The sequence below is a fragment of the Novosphingobium sediminis genome (assembly GCF_007991615.1).
GTDB classification, from domain to species: domain Bacteria; phylum Pseudomonadota; class Alphaproteobacteria; order Sphingomonadales; family Sphingomonadaceae; genus Novosphingobium; species Novosphingobium sediminis.
In genome coordinates, this window is record NZ_BJYR01000002.1 from 153975 (window position 1) to 172968 (window position 18994).

An 18994-nucleotide genomic window follows, 5' to 3' on the forward strand; every position below is an offset into this window, starting at 1 on the left:
TTCGTCATCCCCGCCTGCGCGGGAATGACGAAGCCTTGGTGATCCGGGATTACAGCAGCGCCCGATCCACTGCCTTGTGCCACCCGGCAACCAGTTCGCCGCGCAGCGCCGCGCTCATCTTCGGCTCGAAGCGCTTGTCCGCGGCCCAGGTTGCCTCGAGTGCAGCGAGATCGCTCCACACCCCCGTCGCAAGCCCGGCAAGGAACGCCGCACCCAGCGCGGTCGTCTCCACGCTTACCGGGCGCTCGACGGGCGCGACCAGCACGTCGGAAAGGAACTGGCCGAGCCAATCGTTGGCCGCCATACCTCCATCGATCCTGAGCGCCGCGTCGCCGGGGTTGGCATCCTCCTTCATCGCGTTGATGAGATCGAGCGTCTGGTAGGCCACCGATTCCAGCGCAGCGCGCGCAACATGCGCCTGCGTGGAATCAAGCGTCAGCCCGCAGATCAGCCCGCGCGCATCGGGGTTCCAATGCGGCGCGCCAAGCCCAACGAAGGCCGGCACCATGTAGACGCCGTGGTTGTCCGGCACGCGCACCGCCATGTCGTGCGTGTCCGAGGCATGGGTGATGATCTTGAGGCCATCGCGCAGCCACTTCACCGCCGCGCCCGCCACGAAGATCGCGCCTTCCAGCGCGTATGTCGTCTCGCCGTTCAGCCGGTAACCCACCGTCGTCAACATGCGCTTCTTCGACGGGATCGGCTTGCTGCCGATGTTCATCAGCGCGAAGGCGCCGGTGCCGTAGGTCGACTTGGTCATACCCGGGCGGAAGCAGGCCTGCCCGAACAGCGCGGCCTGCTGATCCCCCGCCATGCCGGCAATCGGGATCGCGCGACCGAGGATCGCCGGGTCGCATTCGCCGAAGAGGTGCGAATTGTCCTTCACCTCGGGCAGGACCGAGGCGGGCACGCGCAGCAGGCGCAGCAATTCCTCGTCCCAGGCCTGCGCTCCGATATCGAACATGAGCGTGCGCGAGGCATTGGTCGGATCGGTGGCGTGAACCTTGCCGCGCGTCAGCCGCGAGAGGAGGAAGCAGTCGATCGTCCCGAAGGCGAGTTCGCCCCGGTCTGCCGCCGCACGGGCGCCCGCCACCTCGTCGAGAATCCACGCAAGCTTGGTGCCCGAGAAATAGGGATCGAGCAGCAGCCCGGTTTTCGCGGCAAACAGCGGTTCTGCACCATCAGCCTTGAGCCGCGCGCAGGTATCGGCGGTGCGGCGGTCCTGCCACACGATGGCGCGGTGGATCGGCTTGCCGGTCGCGCGGTCCCACACCGAGACTGTCTCGCGCTGGTTGGTGATGCCGATGGCGGCAATGTCCGCCACATCGATTCCCGCCTTGCCGACCGCCTCGCGCAGCACGGTGACGACATCCTGCCAAATGTCCTCGAGATCATGCTCAACCCAGCCTGACGCCGGGTAATGCTGGGGAAATTCGCGCTGCGCCACGGCAACAGGCTTGGCCGCGGCATCGAACACGATGCAGCGGCTCGACGTGGTGCCCTGATCGATGGCAAGAATGTAGGGGGGCTGCATGGGTCTCCTCTCGTGGCGCTCGGCCGTTGGGCCCTGCCTATCCAAGCCGGAGCGGCACCGGAAGCACCCTTTGCATCCAGCCCATAGAATTTTGAGATCGCGCCCCTGCGGCGTGCGCTACTTGCGCTGGTAGACCAGCTTCCCGCCGACGAAGGTCATGTCCACCTTGCCGGTGAGGAACGTCTGCTCCGGCGCGGTCAGCGGGTCGAACGGCAGCACGATCATGTCTGCGAGTTTGCCCGGCTCCAGCGTGCCCTTCTCGTTCTCCTCCCACGAGAGGTAGGCCCCGTTTGCCGTGTACATCCGGATCGCCTCGGCGCGGTTGACCGCTTCCTCCGGCCCACGCGCCACTCCGCTCGGCCCCTTTCGCGTTGTTGCGGCATAGAGCCCGACCAGCGGCCCGATCGGCAGGTTATCGCTGGCAAAGGCCATGAACAGCCCGAACTTGTAGACCGGCGTGCTGATCGCATTGTTGTGCGCAAGCCGCCAATCATCGAGCAGCGCGGCATAGCGATCATCGAGATTGTAGAGGAAATTGGGCTGCTGCGAGATCATCACGTGATCCTGCGCCATGAGCGCCATGGTCGCGTCGGGCGGCATGATCGTGAAGTGATCGGTGAACCAGCGCCGGTCATTCGGTTCGTGCGCCGGGTCGGGAATGCTGTTCAGCGCGTTGTGATAAGCGTTGATCGTCTGGACGATGGCCGCATCACCGATGGCATGCAGCCCCATCTGCCAGCCCAGCTTCGCGGCGCTGTCGACCAGCTCCTGCAGTTCGGCATCTGTGAAGCGCCCCTTGCCGCGAAAACCGGGCTGGCCCTTGTAATCCGCCAGCAGCCACGCCGTTGGCCCTGTGAACCCGCCGTCCACCGCGTTCTCGCCGATAGCGCCGAGGCGCAGCCGGTTATCGCCGTAGCCGGTGTGGTAGGGGAACGCCTTGAGCCGCTCCGCGCCGGGGTGGATGATGTACATCGTGATGCGCGGCAGCTGGTCACCCATCGCGGCGTAGACTTCGCGCGCGCGCTTCCATGTCATGTTGGAGGCGCCCCACAGCGGGTCGAGGTCCTTGCTGTCAGTCCCGCCCTTGCCCACCGGCTCATCGTCGATGGTGCCGCTGGCGTCGTGGAAACTGGTGATGCCGAGCGCCAGCATCTGCTTGAGCCAGGTGATCGTCGGCCCGCGCATGGCGTCCCAGCCCGGATCGGGAATGAACTTCGAAACGACATCCATGCGTTCGCGGATGATCCCGCTGGGCTCGCCGTCCGGCCCCCGCTCGATCAGGCCGGTCGCAGGCTCGGGTGTGGACTTGTCCACTTTGGCAATCTTGAACGCGGCCGTGTTGTAGGCCGCCGAATGCGAACCCGCGCGCAGCAGCGCTACCGGGTTGTTCGGCGCGGCGGCATCGAGATCCGCGCGGCTGAGATTGCGCTTCTCGGTAAAGTTCGATTCCTGCCAGCCATAACCGGTGATCCACTTGCCCGGCCCCAGTTCCTTCGCTTTGGTCCGCAGCATGGCCTGCACTTCGGCGATGCTCTTCGCCTCCTCCACCGCGATGTCGTTGGGCGAAACGGGCTTGGGATGCACGTGCGTATCGATGAAGCCCGGCATCAGCGTCTTGCCGGCAAGATCGATCACCTTGGGCGCGGAATACGCCTCCAGCAGTTCCTCACCGCCAACCGCGACGATCCGGTCACCCTTCACGGCAACGGCGGTTTTCAGGGTGAATGCGCGGTCGACGGTGATGACCTGACCGTGATGGAGGATCAGATCGACCGCTTCCTTGGCGTTCGCTGGCCCTGCCGGAAGCGCGAGGGACGCTGCAACCAGTCCGCTCCAAAGCCCGATGCGCCGCGAATTCGCCATGCCGATACCCCCCGAACCAGAACAACCCCGAACACTTGTCCTAGATCGTATCAAGGGGATCGTAGGCTGTCGAATCCCTTCAGGCATTCAAATCCTGACCCCGCTCATCCTGAGCTTGTCGAAGGATGTTGGCGCGACCGTGGTGCAAGATCCTTCGACAGGCTCAGCATGAGCGGGTTTGGGCCGTATTCCGAGAGGCGCCCCCTCAGCACTCCACCACGTTGACCGCGAGCCCGCCCTGCGAAGTTTCCTTGTACTTGTCGCGCATGTCGAAACCGGTCTGGCGCATCGTCTCGATCACCTTGTCGAGGCTGACCATGTGTTCACCGTCGCCCAGCAGCGCGAGGCGCGAGGCGTCGATGGCCTTGACCGCGCCCATTGCGTTACGTTCGATGCAGGGTATCTGCACCAGGCCTCCGACCGGATCGCAGGTGAGCCCCAGATTGTGCTCCATGCCGATCTCGGCCGCGTTCTCGATCTGCGCGTTGGTGCCGCCCAATGCCGCTGTTAGCCCGGCCGCCGCCATGGAGCAGGCCACGCCTACTTCGCCTTGGCAGCCCACTTCCGCGCCGGAAATCGAGGCATTGCGCTTGTAGAGCGCGCCGATCGCCGCCGCCGTCAGCAGAAACACGCGCCGCCCCGCAACGTCGCCGCGATAGCACCGCTCGTAGTAGCGCAGGACAGCCGGGATGATGCCCGCAGCGCCATTGGTCGGCGCCGTGACGACGCGCCCGCCCGCAGCGTTTTCCTCGTTGACCGCCATGGCCCAGAGGTTGATCCAATCGAGCACCACCAGCGGATCACTGAGCGCCGCCTGTTGGCGCGACACGAGTTCCGCAGCGATCCCTTGCGCCCGGCGTTTGACCCTGAGGCCACCGGGCAGGACGCCGCCTTGCGAGGTGCCGCGGTCGATACAGGCCGCCATCGTCTCGGCAATGTGGTCGAGGCCCTGCTGCACTTCGTTCAGGGGCCGAAGCGCCGTTTCGTTCTGCAGCATCAGTTCGGCAATGGAGAGGCCCGCTTCCCCCGCCATCTTGATAAGCTCGTCCCCGGTCGTGAACGGATAGGGCACCGGCGCCGTATCGCCCGCAGGCGCATTGCGGCCAGCCTCTTCCTCATCGAGCACGAAACCGCCGCCGACCGAATAGTAGAACCGCCGCAGCAGCAACGCATCGCCCGCCCCGAAAGCGGAAATCGCCATCGCATTGGAGTGGAACGGTTGCCGCTCGCGCTGATGGAAATGGAGGTCGTCGGCTGGCGCGAACTGTACCCGCTGCTTGCCGAGCAGATCGATCGTGCCGGTCTCATGCACCGCAGCGATCCTGCCCGGTGCAGCATCGATATCGACTTCGGCGGGTGTCTCGCCCATCAGGCCAAGCAGCACCGCCGTATCGGAGGCGTGCCCCTTCCCCGTCAGCGCCAGTGAGCCATAGAGATCGACCTCGAGGCGCAGGGTCTGCGCCAACAGCCCGCGCTCTTCGAGGAGCAGGCCAAACCGCCGCGCGGCGACCATCGGGCCCACGGTATGCGAGCTCGATGGCCCGACGCCAATCTTGAACAGTTCGAAGGTCGAGACGGTCATGCCGGCAAGGCAGGCGCGCGTTCGGGGATCGCCGCGATGAGCGGGTCATGGCCCCAGGCACCCAGTGCGCGGATCAGGTCTGCACCCGAAAGGCCAATCGTCGCTGTGTTGCGCAGCGGGTGAACATGAACCGCATCCGCCGCCGCAAGATCGGGATCGAGCACCACGCGCACCGCGCCGCCGGTATCATTGAGCGCAGCCAGCGGGGTCACCGAACCCGGCGTCACACCCAGCAGGCGCTCCATATCCTCGGCCTTGCCGAAACTCAGCTTCTTCGCGCCGATCACGCCTGCCAGTGCCTTGAGGTCAACGCGGCGGGAATGCTCCACGGTCACCAGCCAGAACTGGCCTCCGGCATCCTTCAGAAACAGGTTCTTGGTATGCGCGCCCGGCAATGCATCGTGGATCGCAAGGCTTTCCTCGACCGTATAGACCGCCTCATGCTCGAGGATCGACCAACCGATGCCCAGCGCGGCCAAGGCCTCCTTCAGCGCCGTGTCGCTCATCCGTGTGCACCCGGCATCGCGGCAAGGAAGGCGTTCCACAGCCATGTTGCAAAGCTGCGCCACACTTCTACGTGCCAGCGATCTTCCGCCTCGCGCCAGACCACGATTTCGACCGTCTCGAACACGGTCCGCGTCGCGCGGCCCACGCCCATATTGGCCAGATCGAGCGGGCATCCGCTGGAAAGCACGGCCAGCGCGGCCGGCCCTTCAAGCACCAGTCCGAGTGCGCGCGATGATACGTCGGTCACACTGACGGGCAGCCCTTCACCACGCGGCAGCACCGTATCTTCGGCAAGGATGGCATACCATTCGTCCGGGCCAAGGCAGATCACGCCTTCGGCCTGATCGCCGATCTTGCCGGGAAGCGTGCGTCCAACCACTTCGGCGAGGACCTTGGCATCGCGCGCCCGCAGCGAATAGCGCGACCGCGGGCCAGCATGCGAAAGCCGCACCCCGGCACCCTGCACCGGCTCCGTGCCGAGCTTCAGCTCCGCTGCCGAAACCGCGATTTCTGCGATCTCAACCATTCAGGCGGCTCCCTTCGGCATCGTAGAACATCGGTGCGACGACCTTCGCGCTGATCGTCCTGTCAGGCATCGGAATGTGCAGCGTCTCGCCCATCCGGTCGCGCCCGCCCGCCACCAGCGCCATCGCGATGGAGCGGCCCAGCGTCGCGCTGTGATACGAGGACGTCACGTGCCCGATCATCGTCATCGGCACGGGCTGGTTCGGATCGGCCACGATCTGCGCGCCTTCCTCCAGCACCGCCTGCGGATCATCAGTAAGCAGCCCCACCAGCTGCTTGCGGCCCGGCGCCACGATGTCGGGCCGCGCCAGCGAGCGCTTGCCGACGAAATCGGGCTTCTTCTTGCCAACCGCCCAGCCAAGACCGGCATCGTCCGGCGTCACCGTGCCATCGGTATCCTGCCCGACGATGATGAAGCCCTTCTCCGCACGCAGCACATGCATCGTCTCGGTGCCATAGGCCACCGCGCCGTGCTTCTGCCCTTCGGCCCAGATCGCTTCCCAAACGGCACGGCCATGTTCTGCCGGCACGTTGACTTCGAAGCCCAGTTCGCCGGTGAAGCTCACGCGGAACAACCGTGTATCGACGCCGCAAATCTTGCCTTCGCGCACGGACATGTGGGGGAAGGCCTCGGGCGAAAGGTCGATGCCCTCCACCAGCGGTTCGATCACGCGCCGCGCCTTGGGGCCCTGTACCGCGATCACCGCCCATTGCTCGGTCGTGCTCGTCAGCCAGACGTCGAGGTCCGACCACTCGGTCTGGAGGTAGTCCTCCATCATGTTCAGCACGCGCGCAGCGCCGCCGGTCGTCGTCGTCAGGTGGAACCGGTCGGGCGCAAGCCGCGCCGAAACACCGTCGTCGATGATGAAGCCGTGCTCGCCCAGCAGCAGGCCGTAGCGGCAGCGTCCCGGCTCGAGCGACTTCCACGGGTTCGTGTACATGCGGTTGAGGAATTCCGCCGCATCCGGCCCCACCACTTCGATCTTGCCGAGCGTGGAGGCATCGAACACGCCGACCGCCGAACGCACGGTGCGGCACTCGCGTGCAACCGCCGCGTCCATGTCCTCGGACCCTTGCGGGAAATAGCGCGCGCGGCGCCACTGCGCGACGTTTTCATAAACCGCACCCTGCGCCGCCGCCCAATCGTCGATCACCGACTTGCGAAGCGGCTGAAACAGCGCTTCCTTGTGGTGGCCTAGGATCGCGCCAAAGCTCTGCGGCGTATAGGGCGGACGGAACGTGGTCAGGCCGATCTCGGTCACCGGCCGGTGCAGCACTCCCGAGGCGATCTGGAGGCCGTTGAGGTTCGAAGTCTTGCCCTGATCGGTCGCCATGCCATTGGTGGTGTAGCGCTTGATGTGCTCGATCGAACGGAAGCCTTCCTGCACCGCAAGGCCGATATCGCGCGCCTTCACGTCGTTCTGGAAATCGACGAAGGCCTTGCTGTCATGAAGCGGTTTGGGCGCGGGCAGCAGTCCGCCCGAGAGGCCCTTGCCGTAGTCCCAGGCGCCACCGCAAGCGCCAACGCAGCGCAGGTCTTCGTGCGTCTTGTCCGGCACGAATGCGCCCCAGGCTTCATCCCAGCGCAGCGAACCCTTGGCGTGGCTCCACAGGTGCACCGTCGGGGTCCATCCGCCAGCCATCAGCACGGCATCGCAATCGATCTTCTGGCCCTTGCCGACACCGGCCAGCGCGATGGTCACGCCCTTCACCGCCTGCCCGCCGGAAACGCCCGTCACGGCATAGCCCTGATAGCACGCAATCCGTGCGGCACGCGCGCCTTCGATCAGTTCGGACGCCACATCGCGCCGCATATCGACGATAGCCGCAATGTTGACGCCCGCCTTGTGCAGCGCGAGCGCATCGCGCCACCCGCTGTCATGCACCGCCATGACGACCAGCTTGCGACCAACCGCCACGCCATAACGCAGCGCAAAGGTCTTCGCCGCGCTCGCCAGCATTACGCCGGGCACATCATTGCCTTCGAACACCAGGGGGCGCTCGATCGCGCCCATCGCGAGCACGACTTCGCCTGCACGGATACGCCAAAGCTTCTCGCGCGCGCCTTCGGCCTCATCCACCGATAGGTGATCGGTCAGGCGCTCTGCTGCCACAACGAAGTTCTGGTGATAGTGGCCGATTGCTGTCGTGCGCGGCAGCACCGTCACATTGTCCATCGCAGCCAGCTTGGCAGAGGCCTCTTCAAGCCACGGCCACTGCGCGGGATCACTGAGCGCGCCGCCGCCGATTTCTTCCTGTTCGTCGATCAGGATGACCCGTCCGCCGCCCGCTGCCGCTTCGAGCGCCGCTGCAATACCCGCAGGCCCGGCGCCGACAACCAGCGTCTCGCAATGCGCATAGGTCGCGTCATAGTGATCGGGATCGCGCGTCGTCGGGCTGTCGCCAAGGCCAGCAAGACGCCGGATGATCGGCTCATAGACCTTCTCCCATGCAGCGCGCGGCCACATGAAGGTCTTGTTGTAGAAACCCGCCGGGAAGAACGCGGAGAACACGTTGTTGACCGCGATCAGGTCGGTCTTGAGCGTCGGGAAACGGTTTTGGCTCGTCGCAGTCAGCCCATCGTGCAGCGCCACCGAAGGCGCACGCAAGTTGGGCGTGATGCGGCCAGGCCCGCGATCGACCGTCACCAGCGCGTTGGGCTCTTCCACACCAGCACCGAGGATGCCGCGCGGGCGGTGATACTTGAACGAGCGCCCGAACAGCATCTGGCCTTGCGCAAGAAGTGCGGAGGCAAGGCTGTCCCCGGCATAACCCCACTGGGCCTTGCCATCGAACGTGAAATTGCGCTTGGTGCGGCGGTCGATGCGGCCGCCATCCGCCAGTCTGAAGCCGCTCACTTGCGGGCCTCCCCGGCCTTGTAGGTTGTCTCGAAAACGTCGGTCACCGTATCCCGAACTGCATTGAAGAAGCGCCCGCATCCGTGCGTGTGCCGCCACCGTTCATGGTGCCGCCCGCGCGGATTGTTGCGGATGTAGAGGAATTCCTCCCACTGCTCGTCCGAATAGGTCGAAGGGTCCACCGGACGCGCTATATGCGCCTCGCCGCCATAGGCGAACTCCACCTCGGGGCGCGCCTCTTCGCAATAAGGGCAATGAATCAGAATCATGGCTTGTGCCTCAGTGCGCGACAGCGGCCGCAGCCGCTTCGTCGATCAGCCGTCCGTTGCGGAACCGGTCGAGATTGTAGGGCGCGTTGATCTTGTGCGGCTCGTCGTGTGCCATCGTGTAGGCGAGCAAGTCGCCCGCACCCGGGGTCGCCTTGAAGCCGCCGGTGCCCCAACCGCAATTGACGTAGAGCCCCTTGACCGGTGTCTTGCCGAGGATCGGCGAACGGTCCGGTGTCACATCGACGATCCCGCCCCAGGTGCGCAGCATCCGCATCCGCGTGAAGATCGGGAAGATCTCGCAGATCGCGGCCAGCGTGTGCTCAACGATATGGAACGCACCGCGCTGCGAATAGCTGGTGTACTGGTCGGTGCCCGCGCCGATCACCAGCTCGCCCTTGTCGGACTGGCTCATGTAGGCATGGACCGTGTTCGACATGACGACGCAGGGGAAGATCGGCTTCACCGGCTCCGATACCAGCGCCTGCAGCGGGTAGCTCTCCAGCGGGAAATCGAGGCCCGCCATCTTCATGACGAGCGAGGTGCTGCCGGCAGCCGAAACGCCGACCCGGCGCGAGGCAATGAAGCCGCGCTCGGTCTCGACGCCTTCGATGGCACCGTCCGCGCCGCGCCGGATGCCCGTCACCGCGCAGTTCTGGATGATATCAACGCCCAGCGCAGAGGCTGCACGCGCATAACCCCAGGCCACACTGTCATGCCGCGCCGTGCCGCCGCGCCGCTGCAACGCGCCGCCCAGCACCGGATGGCGCGTGCGCGGGGAAATGTCGATCGGCGGGCAATAGGCCTTGCACTCTTCAGGCGTCAGCCATTCGTTGTCGACGCCGTTCAAGCGATTGGCGTGAATGTGCCGCTTGAAGCTTTGCACATCATGCACGTTGTGCGCGAGCATCAGCACGCCGCGCTTCGAATACATGATGTTGTAGTTGAGATCCTGGCTCAGCCCGTCCCAAAGCTTCACCGCGTGATCGTAAAGATGCGCGCTCTCGTCGTAGAGGTAGTTCGAGCGGATAATCGTGGTGTTGCGCCCGGTGTTGCCGCCGCCCAGCCAGCCCTTCTCGATCACGGCAACGTTGGTGATGCCGTACTTCTTGGCAAGGTAGTACGCCGCACCAAGCCCGTGCCCGCCAGCGCCGACGATGATCGCATCATAGCTCGCCTTGGGCGCCTTGTCGGGCCAGTGCTCGGGCCAGCCCTGATGGCTGCGAAACGCCTCGCCGATCAGGTTGAAACCGGAAAACCGCTTCATCTGGCTCAGACCCCCAGAGCAGCGCGGCTGCGCTCGACGTAGAAGGCCTTGAACGCGTCCACCAGCTTCTCCTCGACCGAATACATGCCCGGGCGATAGCCATCGCCCTTGATGCCGGCGTGGTTGACCGCCGAGAGATGGCTGTCTTGCGCGTTCGTGGCGCGCCACACCGCCGCGAGGTTTGCGGGATCGTAATCAACGCCTTCAACTGCATCTTCGTGCACAAGCCAGGTGGTGCGCAGCAGCGTCTTCTCCGGTCCCAGCGGGGTGAGCGAGAACGTCACCACGTGATCGCAGCAGAAGTGGTGCCACGAATTGGGCTGCGTCCACACCGAAAGGCTGGTCGTCTCATTGAGGCCATGCGGCCAGATCGGCTTCTGCGAGGCGGGCTTGCCGTCAAGCGTCTGCGAAACCGCGCCGTTTGCCAGCGGCAGGCGGGCCACGCGGTGCCACCAGTTGTCAGGGAACTCGACGATGTCGTGGTAGAAACCCAGGTCTTCCCAGCGCTGGCGCTGCGCTTCGAGCATGGCATCGAACGCCGCGTCATCGACGACGTCGCCCTCGCCGTCCTCGGGCAGCCCCTTGCCGAAGCCATAGGTCGAAAGCGACTTCAGCAGTTCGGGATGGCTCGCGTCGCAGTGGTAGCACTCGCGGTTGTTTTCCATCACGAGCTTCCAGTTGGCGGGCTCGATCAGATCGTCCTGCACCGCGACCTTCAGCTTGGTCATGTCGTAGATCGCGATCTGCTCTTCGATATCGGCCTTCACGCGGTCGATCGGCGGCGGATTGTCCGCAAGGCAGAGGAAGATCAGGCCGCCGATGTTCTCCAGCGCGACCGGGCGCAGGCCGAACTCCGCTTTGTCGAACTCTTCCGGCATGTTGCGCGCGGCAAGCAGCTTGCCGTCGAGCGAGAAGGTCCACTGGTGGTACGGGCACACCAGACGCGCGCTCTTGCCCGCGCCGTCACACAGCTTCGCGCCGCGATGGGTGCAGCTGTTGTGGAAGGCCTTGATCTCGCCATCCTTGGTGCGGGTCACGATCACCGAAGTATCGCCCAGCTCGAACAGGAAGCGGTCGCCCGGGTTCTTCACGTGCGCAATCGTGCAGGCGTAAAGCCACACCGACTTGAGCATCACCTCGGTGTCAAATTTGTAGGCCTCCTCGCTCACATAGAGCTTCTGCGGGAGGGTGAAGCCGGGCTTGTCCTGCTTCAGGCTTTCGGCAATCGCGTCAAAGTGCATCATGGGATCAGCTCCGCAATGCGTTGTTGTCCGGGTCGAAGGGCGAATCCGGGATGACGACCGCGCGGTGCGGCTCACCCAGAATGACGATCTCGAGTTCAGTGCCGACAGCGGCGTGTTCCGGCCCGACCATCGCGAGGGCGAGGCTCTTGCCGCAGCGCCAGCCATAGCCGCCCGAAGTTGCGCGGCCAACCAGCTCGCCATCACGGAAGATCGCTTCCGAACCGCGCGCATCGGCATCGGTCACGCCGAAGACTTCGAGCGTCACGAACTGCCACTTCAGGCCCGCTTCCTTGCGCGCCAACAGCCCCTCGCGGCCCTTGAACGCCGGCTTCTTGAAGCTGACGAAGCGGTCGAGCCCGCTTTCGAGCGCCGCATATTCGATCGAAAGCTCGCGCGGGATCAGCTTGTAGCTCTTTTCGATCGCCATCGCGGTCATCGCGCGGATACCGAAGGGCTTGATCTGGAACTCTGCGCCCGCCGCCATGATCTTGTCGAAGATGTAGTTCTGCATCTCGATCGGGTGGTGGATTTCAAAACCCAGCTCGCCGATGAAGTTCACGCGCAGCAGATCGACCTTGGCCGTGCCGAGCGAAACCGACTGGCCGGTCAGCCACGGAAACGCTCCGTTCGAAAGATCGGCGTGGGTCAGCTTTTGCAGCACATCGCGCGACTTCGGACCGGCAACCACCAGCACGCCCATTGCAGTCGTCAGGCGTTCAAAGCGCACCGAGCCGTCAGTCGGCAGGGCTTTCAGCAGATAGTCCTGGTCATGGCGCTCCAACGCACCCGCCGAGACGAGGTAGTACTGCTGCGGCCCCTTCTTGTAGACGGTGAACTCGGCGCGCACGCCGCCGATATCCGTCAGCAGGTACGACAACGTCACGCGGCCGGTCTTCTTGGGCACCACGTTGGACAGCAGGCCATTGAGCCAATCTTCCGCGCCGGGGCCAGAGATCATGCACTTGGCGAAGGCCGACATGTCCTGAATGCCGACATGCTGCGTCACGTGGCGGCATTCGTTGCCGACATGCTCGAAGTAGTTCGAGCGGCGGAACGACCACTTCTCGCGGATCGGCTCACCGGGCACATCGGGGTGGTTGTGGTTGAGGATAACGTCCGGACGGTCGAGATCGGCATCGGTCAGCTCATAGCCTTCCGGCGCGAACCAGTTCGGGCGCTCCCAGCCAAACACGCTGCCGAACACGGCGCCTAGCGCCTTCATCCGGTCGTAGCACGGCGTGCGGCGGAGCGGGCGCGCGGCCTCGCGCTCTTCGTCCGGGTAGTGGACGGTGAAGACCTTGGCGTAGGCTTCCTCGTTCTTCTCGATGAGATAGCCTTCGCCCGCATAGTCGCCGAAGCGGCGCGGATCGACGCCCATCATGTCGATGCTCGGCTCGCCCTCGACGATCCACTGCGCCAGCTGCCAGCCAGCGCCACCTGCAGCGGTGATGCCGAACGAGTGGCCTTCGTTGAGCCAGAAGTTCTTCTTGTCCCACGCCGGGCCGACGATAGGCGAACCATCGGGCGTGTAGGCAATCGCGCCGTTGTAGACCTTCTTGACGCCGACTTCGCCGAACGCGGGCACGCGCTCGATGGCGGAGAGGATGTACGGCTCCAGACGCTCAAGCGCGTCGGGGAACAGCTCGTATTCGCTGTTGGCCGCCGGGCCCTTCACGTAGCATGCGGGCGCGCCGATCTCGTAGGGCCCGAGCAGCAGGCCGCCGGCTTCCTCACGCATGTACCAGCTGGCGTCGCTCTCTCGCAGCACACCCATTTCGGGCAGGCCCTGCTTGCGGCGCTCCATGATCGCCGGGTGCTGTTCCGTAACGATGTACTGGTGCTCGACCGGCACGACCGGGATATCAAGCCCGACCATCGCACCCGTCTGGCGCGCGAAGCTGCCGGTGGCGGAAACGACGTGCTCGCAGGTGATCTCGCCCTGATCGGTCGTGACGACCCACTCGCCATTGGCCTTCTGGGTGATGTCGGTCACGGTCGTGTTGCGATAGATCGTGGCGCCGCGCTGACGGGCACCCTTGGCGAGCGCCTGCGTGAGATCCGCCGGCTGGATGTAGCCGTCCGCCGGGTGCTGGATCGCGCCGAGCACGTTCTGCATCTCGGCCAGCGGCCAGATCGCCTTCACTTCGTCGGGCGTCAGGAAATTGACTTCGACGCCAATCGTCTTCGCGACTCCGGCGTAGTACTTGTACTCGTCCATACGGTCGCGCGTGGTGGCGAGGCGGATGTTCGAAACGTTGGAGAAGCCGACGTTGAGCTCGGTTTCGGCCTCAAGCGAGGGATAGAGATCGACCGAGTACTGGTGCAGCTTGCCCACCGAGTACGAGAGGTTGAACAGCGGCAGCAGGCCTGCGGCGTGCCATGTCGAACCCGAGGTCAGCTCCTTGCGCTCGATGAGAACGCAATCGCTCCAGCCGAGCTTGGCAAGGTGATAGAGCGTGCTCACGCCCACCACACCGCCGCCAATGACCACTACCCGCGCTGTCGTCTTCATTTCGCCCTCGGCTTTCGATTTCTTATATCAGGCATCCGATATGCCAGCCAAGCGCGCGCGGCTGAACCGCTCATTGCAGCCATCGCAAAGACTAATGCAGAGTATTAGCCAGGCCTAGCCAACCGGAACCGGCAACTTTGCGAGGGAATGTGCGCCCCAAACCACCGCCGCACAAGCCGCAAGCGCCAGCCACGGCAGCACTCCCGCGCGCTTCACCGCAGGGCTTTCGGCAAAGTCTTCCGCCAGCGCCGCCGGGAACACGCCTTTGTCCTGCACGTAGTGGCGGAAGGCGAAGACGGGCAGAATCAGCAGCACACCGATAAGGCCGTTGCGCAGCGTCCCGGCGCCATAGACGTCCGCACCCGCCCCCATGAAGGCCATGTTGACAAAGCCCAGCACCGCGCCGAGCCCGAGCAGCCATGTCGGGCAGCGAAACGGCCGCTCCCAGGTCGCGCGGTCCATGCGGTGGATCCAGCCCGATTGCAGGTTGAGGAAATTGAACGCCATGTAGCAGACGTTCGAGATCATCAGCACTGCGAAGTAGTCCGAAGCGAGCAGCAGCACGAGATTGAACGCAAGGTCCGTCCACATCGCCGCAGTCGGCGCGCCGTGACTGTTCACGCGGCCCAGATACTTCGGCAGCCAGCCATCGACTGCCGCCTGATAAAGCGTGCGCGAGGAGCCCATCATCGAGGTCATCACGATGAGCAGCAGCGAGAGGATCAGCATCGCGATGAACAGGTTGGCGACGACCACCGCGCCGCCTGCCGTAACGCCCAGACCCTTGGTGACGATGGTGGCCAGTGCCAGCGCGACGCCCGAACCATCGCCGATGCGCGGGTCCATCATCGCTTCGAGGCCCAGCGAGGCCTGAAACGCCAGCGGCACCAGCGCGAAGATCACGATGCACAGGATGCCCGAAGCTATCAGCGCGCGCGGCGTATCTCGCGCCGGGTCCTTGAACTCGCGGGTATAGCAGACCGCCGTCTCGAACCCGTAAGTCGACCAGCCCGCGCCGAACATCGCGGCAGCCATCAGGGTGAGGCCATAGCCATCCCATGTGCCAAAATGCGCATGCCCCGCTGCATCGCGGACGAGCGGCAGGATCGGGAACAGGTTCTGCGTCGGCAGATCGCCCGTAATCAGCGGGACAAAGCCGACGAGGATCAGCGGCGCAAGGCAGGCGATGCCGAGGATTTTCTGCGCGTTCGCAGCCTTGGCCGCGCCGCCATGCTGCAAGGCGAAAGTCAGCAGCAGAAACGCAGTCCCGATGATCGAGACGGCATTGATACGCAGCGTCAGCTTCTCGCGGATGAAGCCCAGGTCGAGCAGCGTGATATGCCAGGTATTGATCGCACTATCGGGCGCAAACAGGCTCGCCATGATGTAGCCCGCCGCCAGACTGGTGCCCAGCGTCAGCACCGGCGACCACGCCAGCCAGTTGCACCACACCGAAATCGGCGCCACGAACTTGGAATAGGGCAGCCAAGCCGCCGCGCCATAGACCGAGGCCCCGCCCGACTTGTGCGGATAGAGCCCGGCGATCTCTGCGTAGACGAAGCTCTGCAGGAACCCCATCATGATCGAGGCTATGAAGATCACCCAGCTCGGCTGGCCGATCATGGTGGCGATACCGCCAATGGTCAGAAGAACGCCTGCCGGCACACCGGACGAAGCCCAGAACGCGCCCTTCCAGTCGAGCGAGCGATGCAGTTCGCCGTTTTCCTCGATACCGGCGACGTCAGCGATCGCGGCTCCGCTCATCGTTGTGAGGTCTCCCAATTCGGGGCGACGTAGTAGGGCGCATTCGAAGGCGCGAGCATGTCCTTGCCGAGGATGTGGTCCGCGCCCTTTTCGCCAATCATGATGGTTGGCGCATTGAGGTTGCCAGTGGTGACGGACGGCATGACCGAACTATCGACCACGCGCAGGCCTTCCACGCCGATCACGCGCAGTTCAGGATCGACCACCGCAAAGGGATCATCCACCGCGCCCATCTTGCAGGTGCACGAGGGGTGATAGGCGCTCTCGACCTTCTGGCGGATGAAGGCGTCGATCGCCTCGTCGCTGGTCACATCCGCGCCCGGCTGGATTTCGCGGCCCCGCCAAGGTTCGAACGCAGGCTGCTGGAAAATCTCGCGCGTCAGCCGCACGCAGGCGCGCATTTCCTCGATGTCGTCGGGATGCGAAAGGTAGTTGAAGCGGATCACTGGCTTGTCGTTCGGATCAGCGCTCCGCAGGGTTACCGAACCCCGGCTCTTTGAACGCATCGGGCCGACATGGGCCTGAAAGCCGTGCTCACTCGCCAGCGAATTGCCGTCGTAGCTCACCGCCATCGGGAAGAAATGGTACTGGATATCGGGATAGCGGATGCCGGCCTTGCTGCGGATGAATCCGCAGGTCTCGAAGTGGTTGGTCGCACCAAGGCCTGATTTCAGAAACAGCCAGCGCGCGCCGACCAGCCCTTTGCCGAAGAGATTGGCGTACTTGTAGAGCGTGACCGGCTGCGTGCAGGCCATCTGGAAATAGAACTCGAGGTGGTCCTGCAGGTTCGCGCCGACCCCGGCGCGGTCCGCCACGACCTTGATCCCGTGCCGCGCCAGTTCCTCCGCCGGGCCGATGCCCGAAAGCTTCAGAAGCTGCGGCGAATTGATTGGCCCCCCGGCAAGAATGACTTCGCGATTGGCCTTCACGATGGACCGCTTGCCATAGCGCTCGATCTCGACGCCCACCGCACGCTTGCCTTCCATCACCACCCGCGTTGCGAGGGTGTGTTGCAGCACAGTCAGATTGGGCCTGCGCATCGCCGGGCGCAGGTAGGCCTTTGCCGCCGAGCAGCGCTCGCCATCGCGGACGGTCATGTCCATCCGGCCAAAGCCTTCCTGACGGTAGCCGTTGACGTCATCAGTCAGCGAATAGCCGGCCTGCTTTGCCGCATCGAGCCACGCCTGATTGAGCGGGTTTTGCAAGGTGCCATAGCGCGTATCGAGCGGCCCATCGCCGCCGCGATACTCGTTCCCGCCCTCGTCGCGGCGCTCCGCGCGCTTGAAGTAGGGCAGCACCGAGGCGTAGTTCCAGCCCCGCGCGCCTTCTTCTTCCCAGCGCTCGAAATCCAGCGGATTGCCACGGATGTAGACAAGGCCGTTGATCGAGGAGGACCCGCCGAGCCCTTTGCCGCGCGGCGTGTGCAGCACGCGGCCATCAAGGCCAGGCTCGGGCTCGCTCTCGTACTGCCAGTTCCACCGCGCGGTGTTCATCGGGATCGCGAGCGCACTCGGCATCTGGATGTAGATCGACTGGTCCGACCCGCCGAATTCCAGCACCAGCACCTTGTGCTTGCCGTCCGCCGAAAGCCGGTCAGCCAGCACGCAGCCGGCCGACCCGGCCCCAACGATGATGTAGTCGAATTCCCCGTCAGTAAGGGGCATCGATCGGCTCCATCGCGACATAGACGCCCTTCAGGCGCGTGAAGTGGTGGATCGCCTCGCGGCTGTTCTCGAAGCCGATGCCAGACTGCTTGAACCCCCCGAAGGGCATTTCCACCGGGCAGATGTTGAAGGTGTTGATCCAGCAGGAGCCCGCATCGAGCGCCGCGATCACACGGTGCGCCCGCGTCAGGTCATTGGTGAACACACCCGCCGCCAGCCCGAATTCGGTGTCGTTCGCGCGGGCGATCACTTCCTCTTCGCTGTCGAACGGCAGAACCGTCATCACAGGCCCAAAGATTTCCTCGCGCACCACGGTCATGTCGTCGGTGCACGCGCTAAATACCGTAGGCGCCACGTAAAAACCGGCTGCCGGCACGCCCTCTGTCACGCGGTGGCCGCCGGTCAGAACCTCGGCGCCTTCGGCCTTGCCCTTCTCGATATAGCCCATGACCTTGTTCAGGTGCGCTTCCGAGATCAGCGAGCCCATCTGTGTCGCCGGGTCCATCGGGTCGCCCAGCTTGATCCGCTCGGTACGTGTCTTCAGGCTGGCAAGGAACTTCGGCAGAATGCTGCGTTCCACGAACACGCGCGTGCCGTTCGAGCAGACCTCACCCGCCGAGTAGAAATTGGCGAGATGTGCGCCCGAAACCGCGTTCTCGATATCGGCATCGGCGAACACGATCAGCGGTGATTTACCGCCGAGTTCCAGCGTCACGTTCTTGAGCGTCGAAGCGGCGCCCGCCATGATCTTCTTGCCCGTCGGCACAGAGCCGGTGAGCGAGATCTTGGCGATGCCGGGGTGTTCGGTGAGCATTGCGCCCGTCGCACCGAAACCGTGGAGCACCTGGAACAAGCCTTCCGGCAGCCCGGCTTCAAGGTAGATCTTTTCCACCTCGATCGCGGTCAACGGGGTCAGTTCCGAAGGCTTGAAGATCACCGCATTGCCGCAGGCAAGCGCGGGCGCGGACTTCCAGCAGGCGATCTGGATCGGATAATTCCAGGCCCCGATGCCCGCGCAGACCCCCAGCGGCTCTCGGCGGGTATAGCCAAATGCGCTGGGCCCCAGATCGATATGCTCGCCCGCGATGGTCGGCGCGACACCGGCGAAGAACTCAAGGCAATCGATGCCCGAGACGACATCGACCACTATGGTTTCCTGGATCGGCTTGCCGGTATCGCGTGTTTCCAGCGCGGCCAGTTCGTCATTGCGCTCGCGCAGGATCTCTGCCGCGCGGCGCAGGATGCGGCCGCGCTCGGTGCCGGTGCGCTTGGCCCATTCCTTCTGCGCTGCTGCCGCCTTGGCGACTGCTGCATCGACTTCGGCCTGCCCGGCGATGGGCAAAGTCGCCAGCACTTCGCCGGTTGCCGGATTGATGGTCTGGAAGGTCTCGGTCATGGGTTGGTATCG

At 64.5% G+C, this 18994-nt stretch carries 13 protein-coding genes; all 13 read right to left on the reverse strand.

Going from position 1 to position 18994, the window contains the following annotated elements; genetic code table 11:
• Positions 1-49: 49 nt before the first annotated feature.
• A complete protein-coding gene (gene glpK, locus NSE01_RS01830; RefSeq protein ID WP_147157915.1) occupies positions 50-1534 on the reverse strand; it encodes a glycerol kinase GlpK in 1485 nt (494 codons plus the stop codon).
• A 117-nt stretch (positions 1535-1651) separates the two neighbouring features.
• Positions 1652-3397 carry an amidohydrolase gene (locus NSE01_RS01835; RefSeq protein ID WP_147157916.1) on the reverse strand — a complete coding sequence of 582 codons (1746 nt, stop codon included), beginning with the start codon at positions 3395-3397 and terminating at the stop codon, positions 1652-1654.
• Positions 3398-3602: 205 nt separating this feature from the next.
• Positions 3603-4979: an L-serine ammonia-lyase gene (locus NSE01_RS01840; protein WP_147157917.1), complete on the reverse strand. Its 1377-nt coding sequence runs from the start codon at positions 4977-4979 to the stop codon at positions 3603-3605.
• On the reverse strand, positions 4976-5485 hold the full coding sequence (locus tag NSE01_RS01845; RefSeq protein WP_147157918.1) for a prolyl-tRNA synthetase associated domain-containing protein: 510 nt from the start codon (positions 5483-5485) through the stop codon (positions 4976-4978). Before NSE01_RS01845 ends, NSE01_RS01840 begins: the two co-directional genes overlap by 4 nt.
• Positions 5482-6012: a sarcosine oxidase subunit gamma gene (locus NSE01_RS01850; protein ID WP_147157919.1), complete on the reverse strand. Its 531-nt coding sequence runs from the start codon at positions 6010-6012 to the stop codon at positions 5482-5484. The genes NSE01_RS01845 and NSE01_RS01850 overlap by 4 nt, the downstream gene beginning before the upstream one ends.
• Positions 6005-8869, reverse strand: a complete 2865-nt coding sequence (locus tag NSE01_RS01855) for a glycine cleavage T C-terminal barrel domain-containing protein (protein WP_147157920.1) — start codon at positions 8867-8869, stop codon at positions 6005-6007. Before NSE01_RS01855 ends, NSE01_RS01850 begins: the two co-directional genes overlap by 8 nt.
• Positions 8866-9138 (reverse strand): sarcosine oxidase subunit delta, encoded by a 273-nt coding sequence (locus NSE01_RS01860; RefSeq protein WP_147157921.1) that lies wholly within the window; start codon positions 9136-9138, stop codon positions 8866-8868. The genes NSE01_RS01855 and NSE01_RS01860 overlap by 4 nt, the downstream gene beginning before the upstream one ends.
• A gap of 10 nt (positions 9139-9148) precedes the next feature.
• Positions 9149-10402, reverse strand: coding sequence for a sarcosine oxidase subunit beta family protein (locus NSE01_RS01865; RefSeq protein WP_147157922.1), 1254 nt, complete (start codon positions 10400-10402; stop codon positions 9149-9151).
• 5 nt (positions 10403-10407) lie between these two features.
• Complete coding sequence (locus tag NSE01_RS01870; protein WP_147157923.1) at positions 10408-11646, reverse strand: aromatic ring-hydroxylating oxygenase subunit alpha; 1239 nt, start codon at positions 11644-11646, stop codon at positions 10408-10410.
• A 4-nt stretch (positions 11647-11650) separates the two neighbouring features.
• On the reverse strand, positions 11651-14158 hold the full coding sequence (locus NSE01_RS01875; RefSeq protein WP_147157924.1) for a GcvT family protein: 2508 nt from the start codon (positions 14156-14158) through the stop codon (positions 11651-11653).
• Between the two features lie 114 nt (positions 14159-14272).
• Complete coding sequence (locus tag NSE01_RS01880; protein WP_147157925.1) at positions 14273-15922, reverse strand: trimethylamine N-oxide permease; 1650 nt, start codon at positions 15920-15922, stop codon at positions 14273-14275.
• The gene (gene betA / locus NSE01_RS01885) at positions 15919-17586 is read right to left on the reverse strand and encodes a choline dehydrogenase (RefSeq protein WP_147157926.1); all 1668 of its coding nucleotides are present in this window, start codon (positions 17584-17586) and stop codon (positions 15919-15921) included. Before betA ends, NSE01_RS01880 begins: the two co-directional genes overlap by 4 nt.
• Entirely contained in the window at positions 17573-18982 is a 1410-nt protein-coding gene (gene betB, locus NSE01_RS01890) for a betaine-aldehyde dehydrogenase (protein WP_147157927.1), read from the reverse strand. The genes betA and betB overlap by 14 nt, the downstream gene beginning before the upstream one ends.
• Between the last annotated feature and the right edge of the window lie 12 nt (positions 18983-18994).

Excerpts from the sequence above, each read along its gene's own strand:
- NSE01_RS01865 (WP_147157922.1), bottom strand. The coding sequence starts at position 10,402 with ATGAAGCGGTTTTCCGGTTTCAACCTGATCGGCGAGGCGTTTCGCAGC.
- NSE01_RS01880 (WP_147157925.1), bottom strand. The coding sequence starts at position 15,922 with ATGAGCGGAGCCGCGATCGCTGACGTCGCCGGTATCGAGGAAAACGGC.
- NSE01_RS01850 (WP_147157919.1), bottom strand. The coding sequence starts at position 6,012 with ATGGTTGAGATCGCAGAAATCGCGGTTTCGGCAGCGGAGCTGAAGCTC.
- NSE01_RS01860 (WP_147157921.1), bottom strand. The coding sequence starts at position 9,138 with ATGATTCTGATTCATTGCCCTTATTGCGAAGAGGCGCGCCCCGAGGTG.
- betB (WP_147157927.1), bottom strand. The coding sequence starts at position 18,982 with ATGACCGAGACCTTCCAGACCATCAATCCGGCAACCGGCGAAGTGCTG.
- NSE01_RS01840 (WP_147157917.1), bottom strand. The coding sequence starts at position 4,979 with ATGACCGTCTCGACCTTCGAACTGTTCAAGATTGGCGTCGGGCCATCG.
- NSE01_RS01870 (WP_147157923.1), bottom strand. The coding sequence starts at position 11,646 with ATGATGCACTTTGACGCGATTGCCGAAAGCCTGAAGCAGGACAAGCCC.
- NSE01_RS01875 (WP_147157924.1), bottom strand. The coding sequence starts at position 14,158 with ATGAAGACGACAGCGCGGGTAGTGGTCATTGGCGGCGGTGTGGTGGGC.
- NSE01_RS01845 (WP_147157918.1), bottom strand. The coding sequence starts at position 5,485 with ATGAGCGACACGGCGCTGAAGGAGGCCTTGGCCGCGCTGGGCATCGGT.
- betA (WP_147157926.1), bottom strand. The coding sequence starts at position 17,586 with ATGCCCCTTACTGACGGGGAATTCGACTACATCATCGTTGGGGCCGGG.
- glpK (WP_147157915.1), bottom strand. The coding sequence starts at position 1,534 with ATGCAGCCCCCCTACATTCTTGCCATCGATCAGGGCACCACGTCGAGC.
- NSE01_RS01835 (WP_147157916.1), bottom strand. The coding sequence starts at position 3,397 with ATGGCGAATTCGCGGCGCATCGGGCTTTGGAGCGGACTGGTTGCAGCG.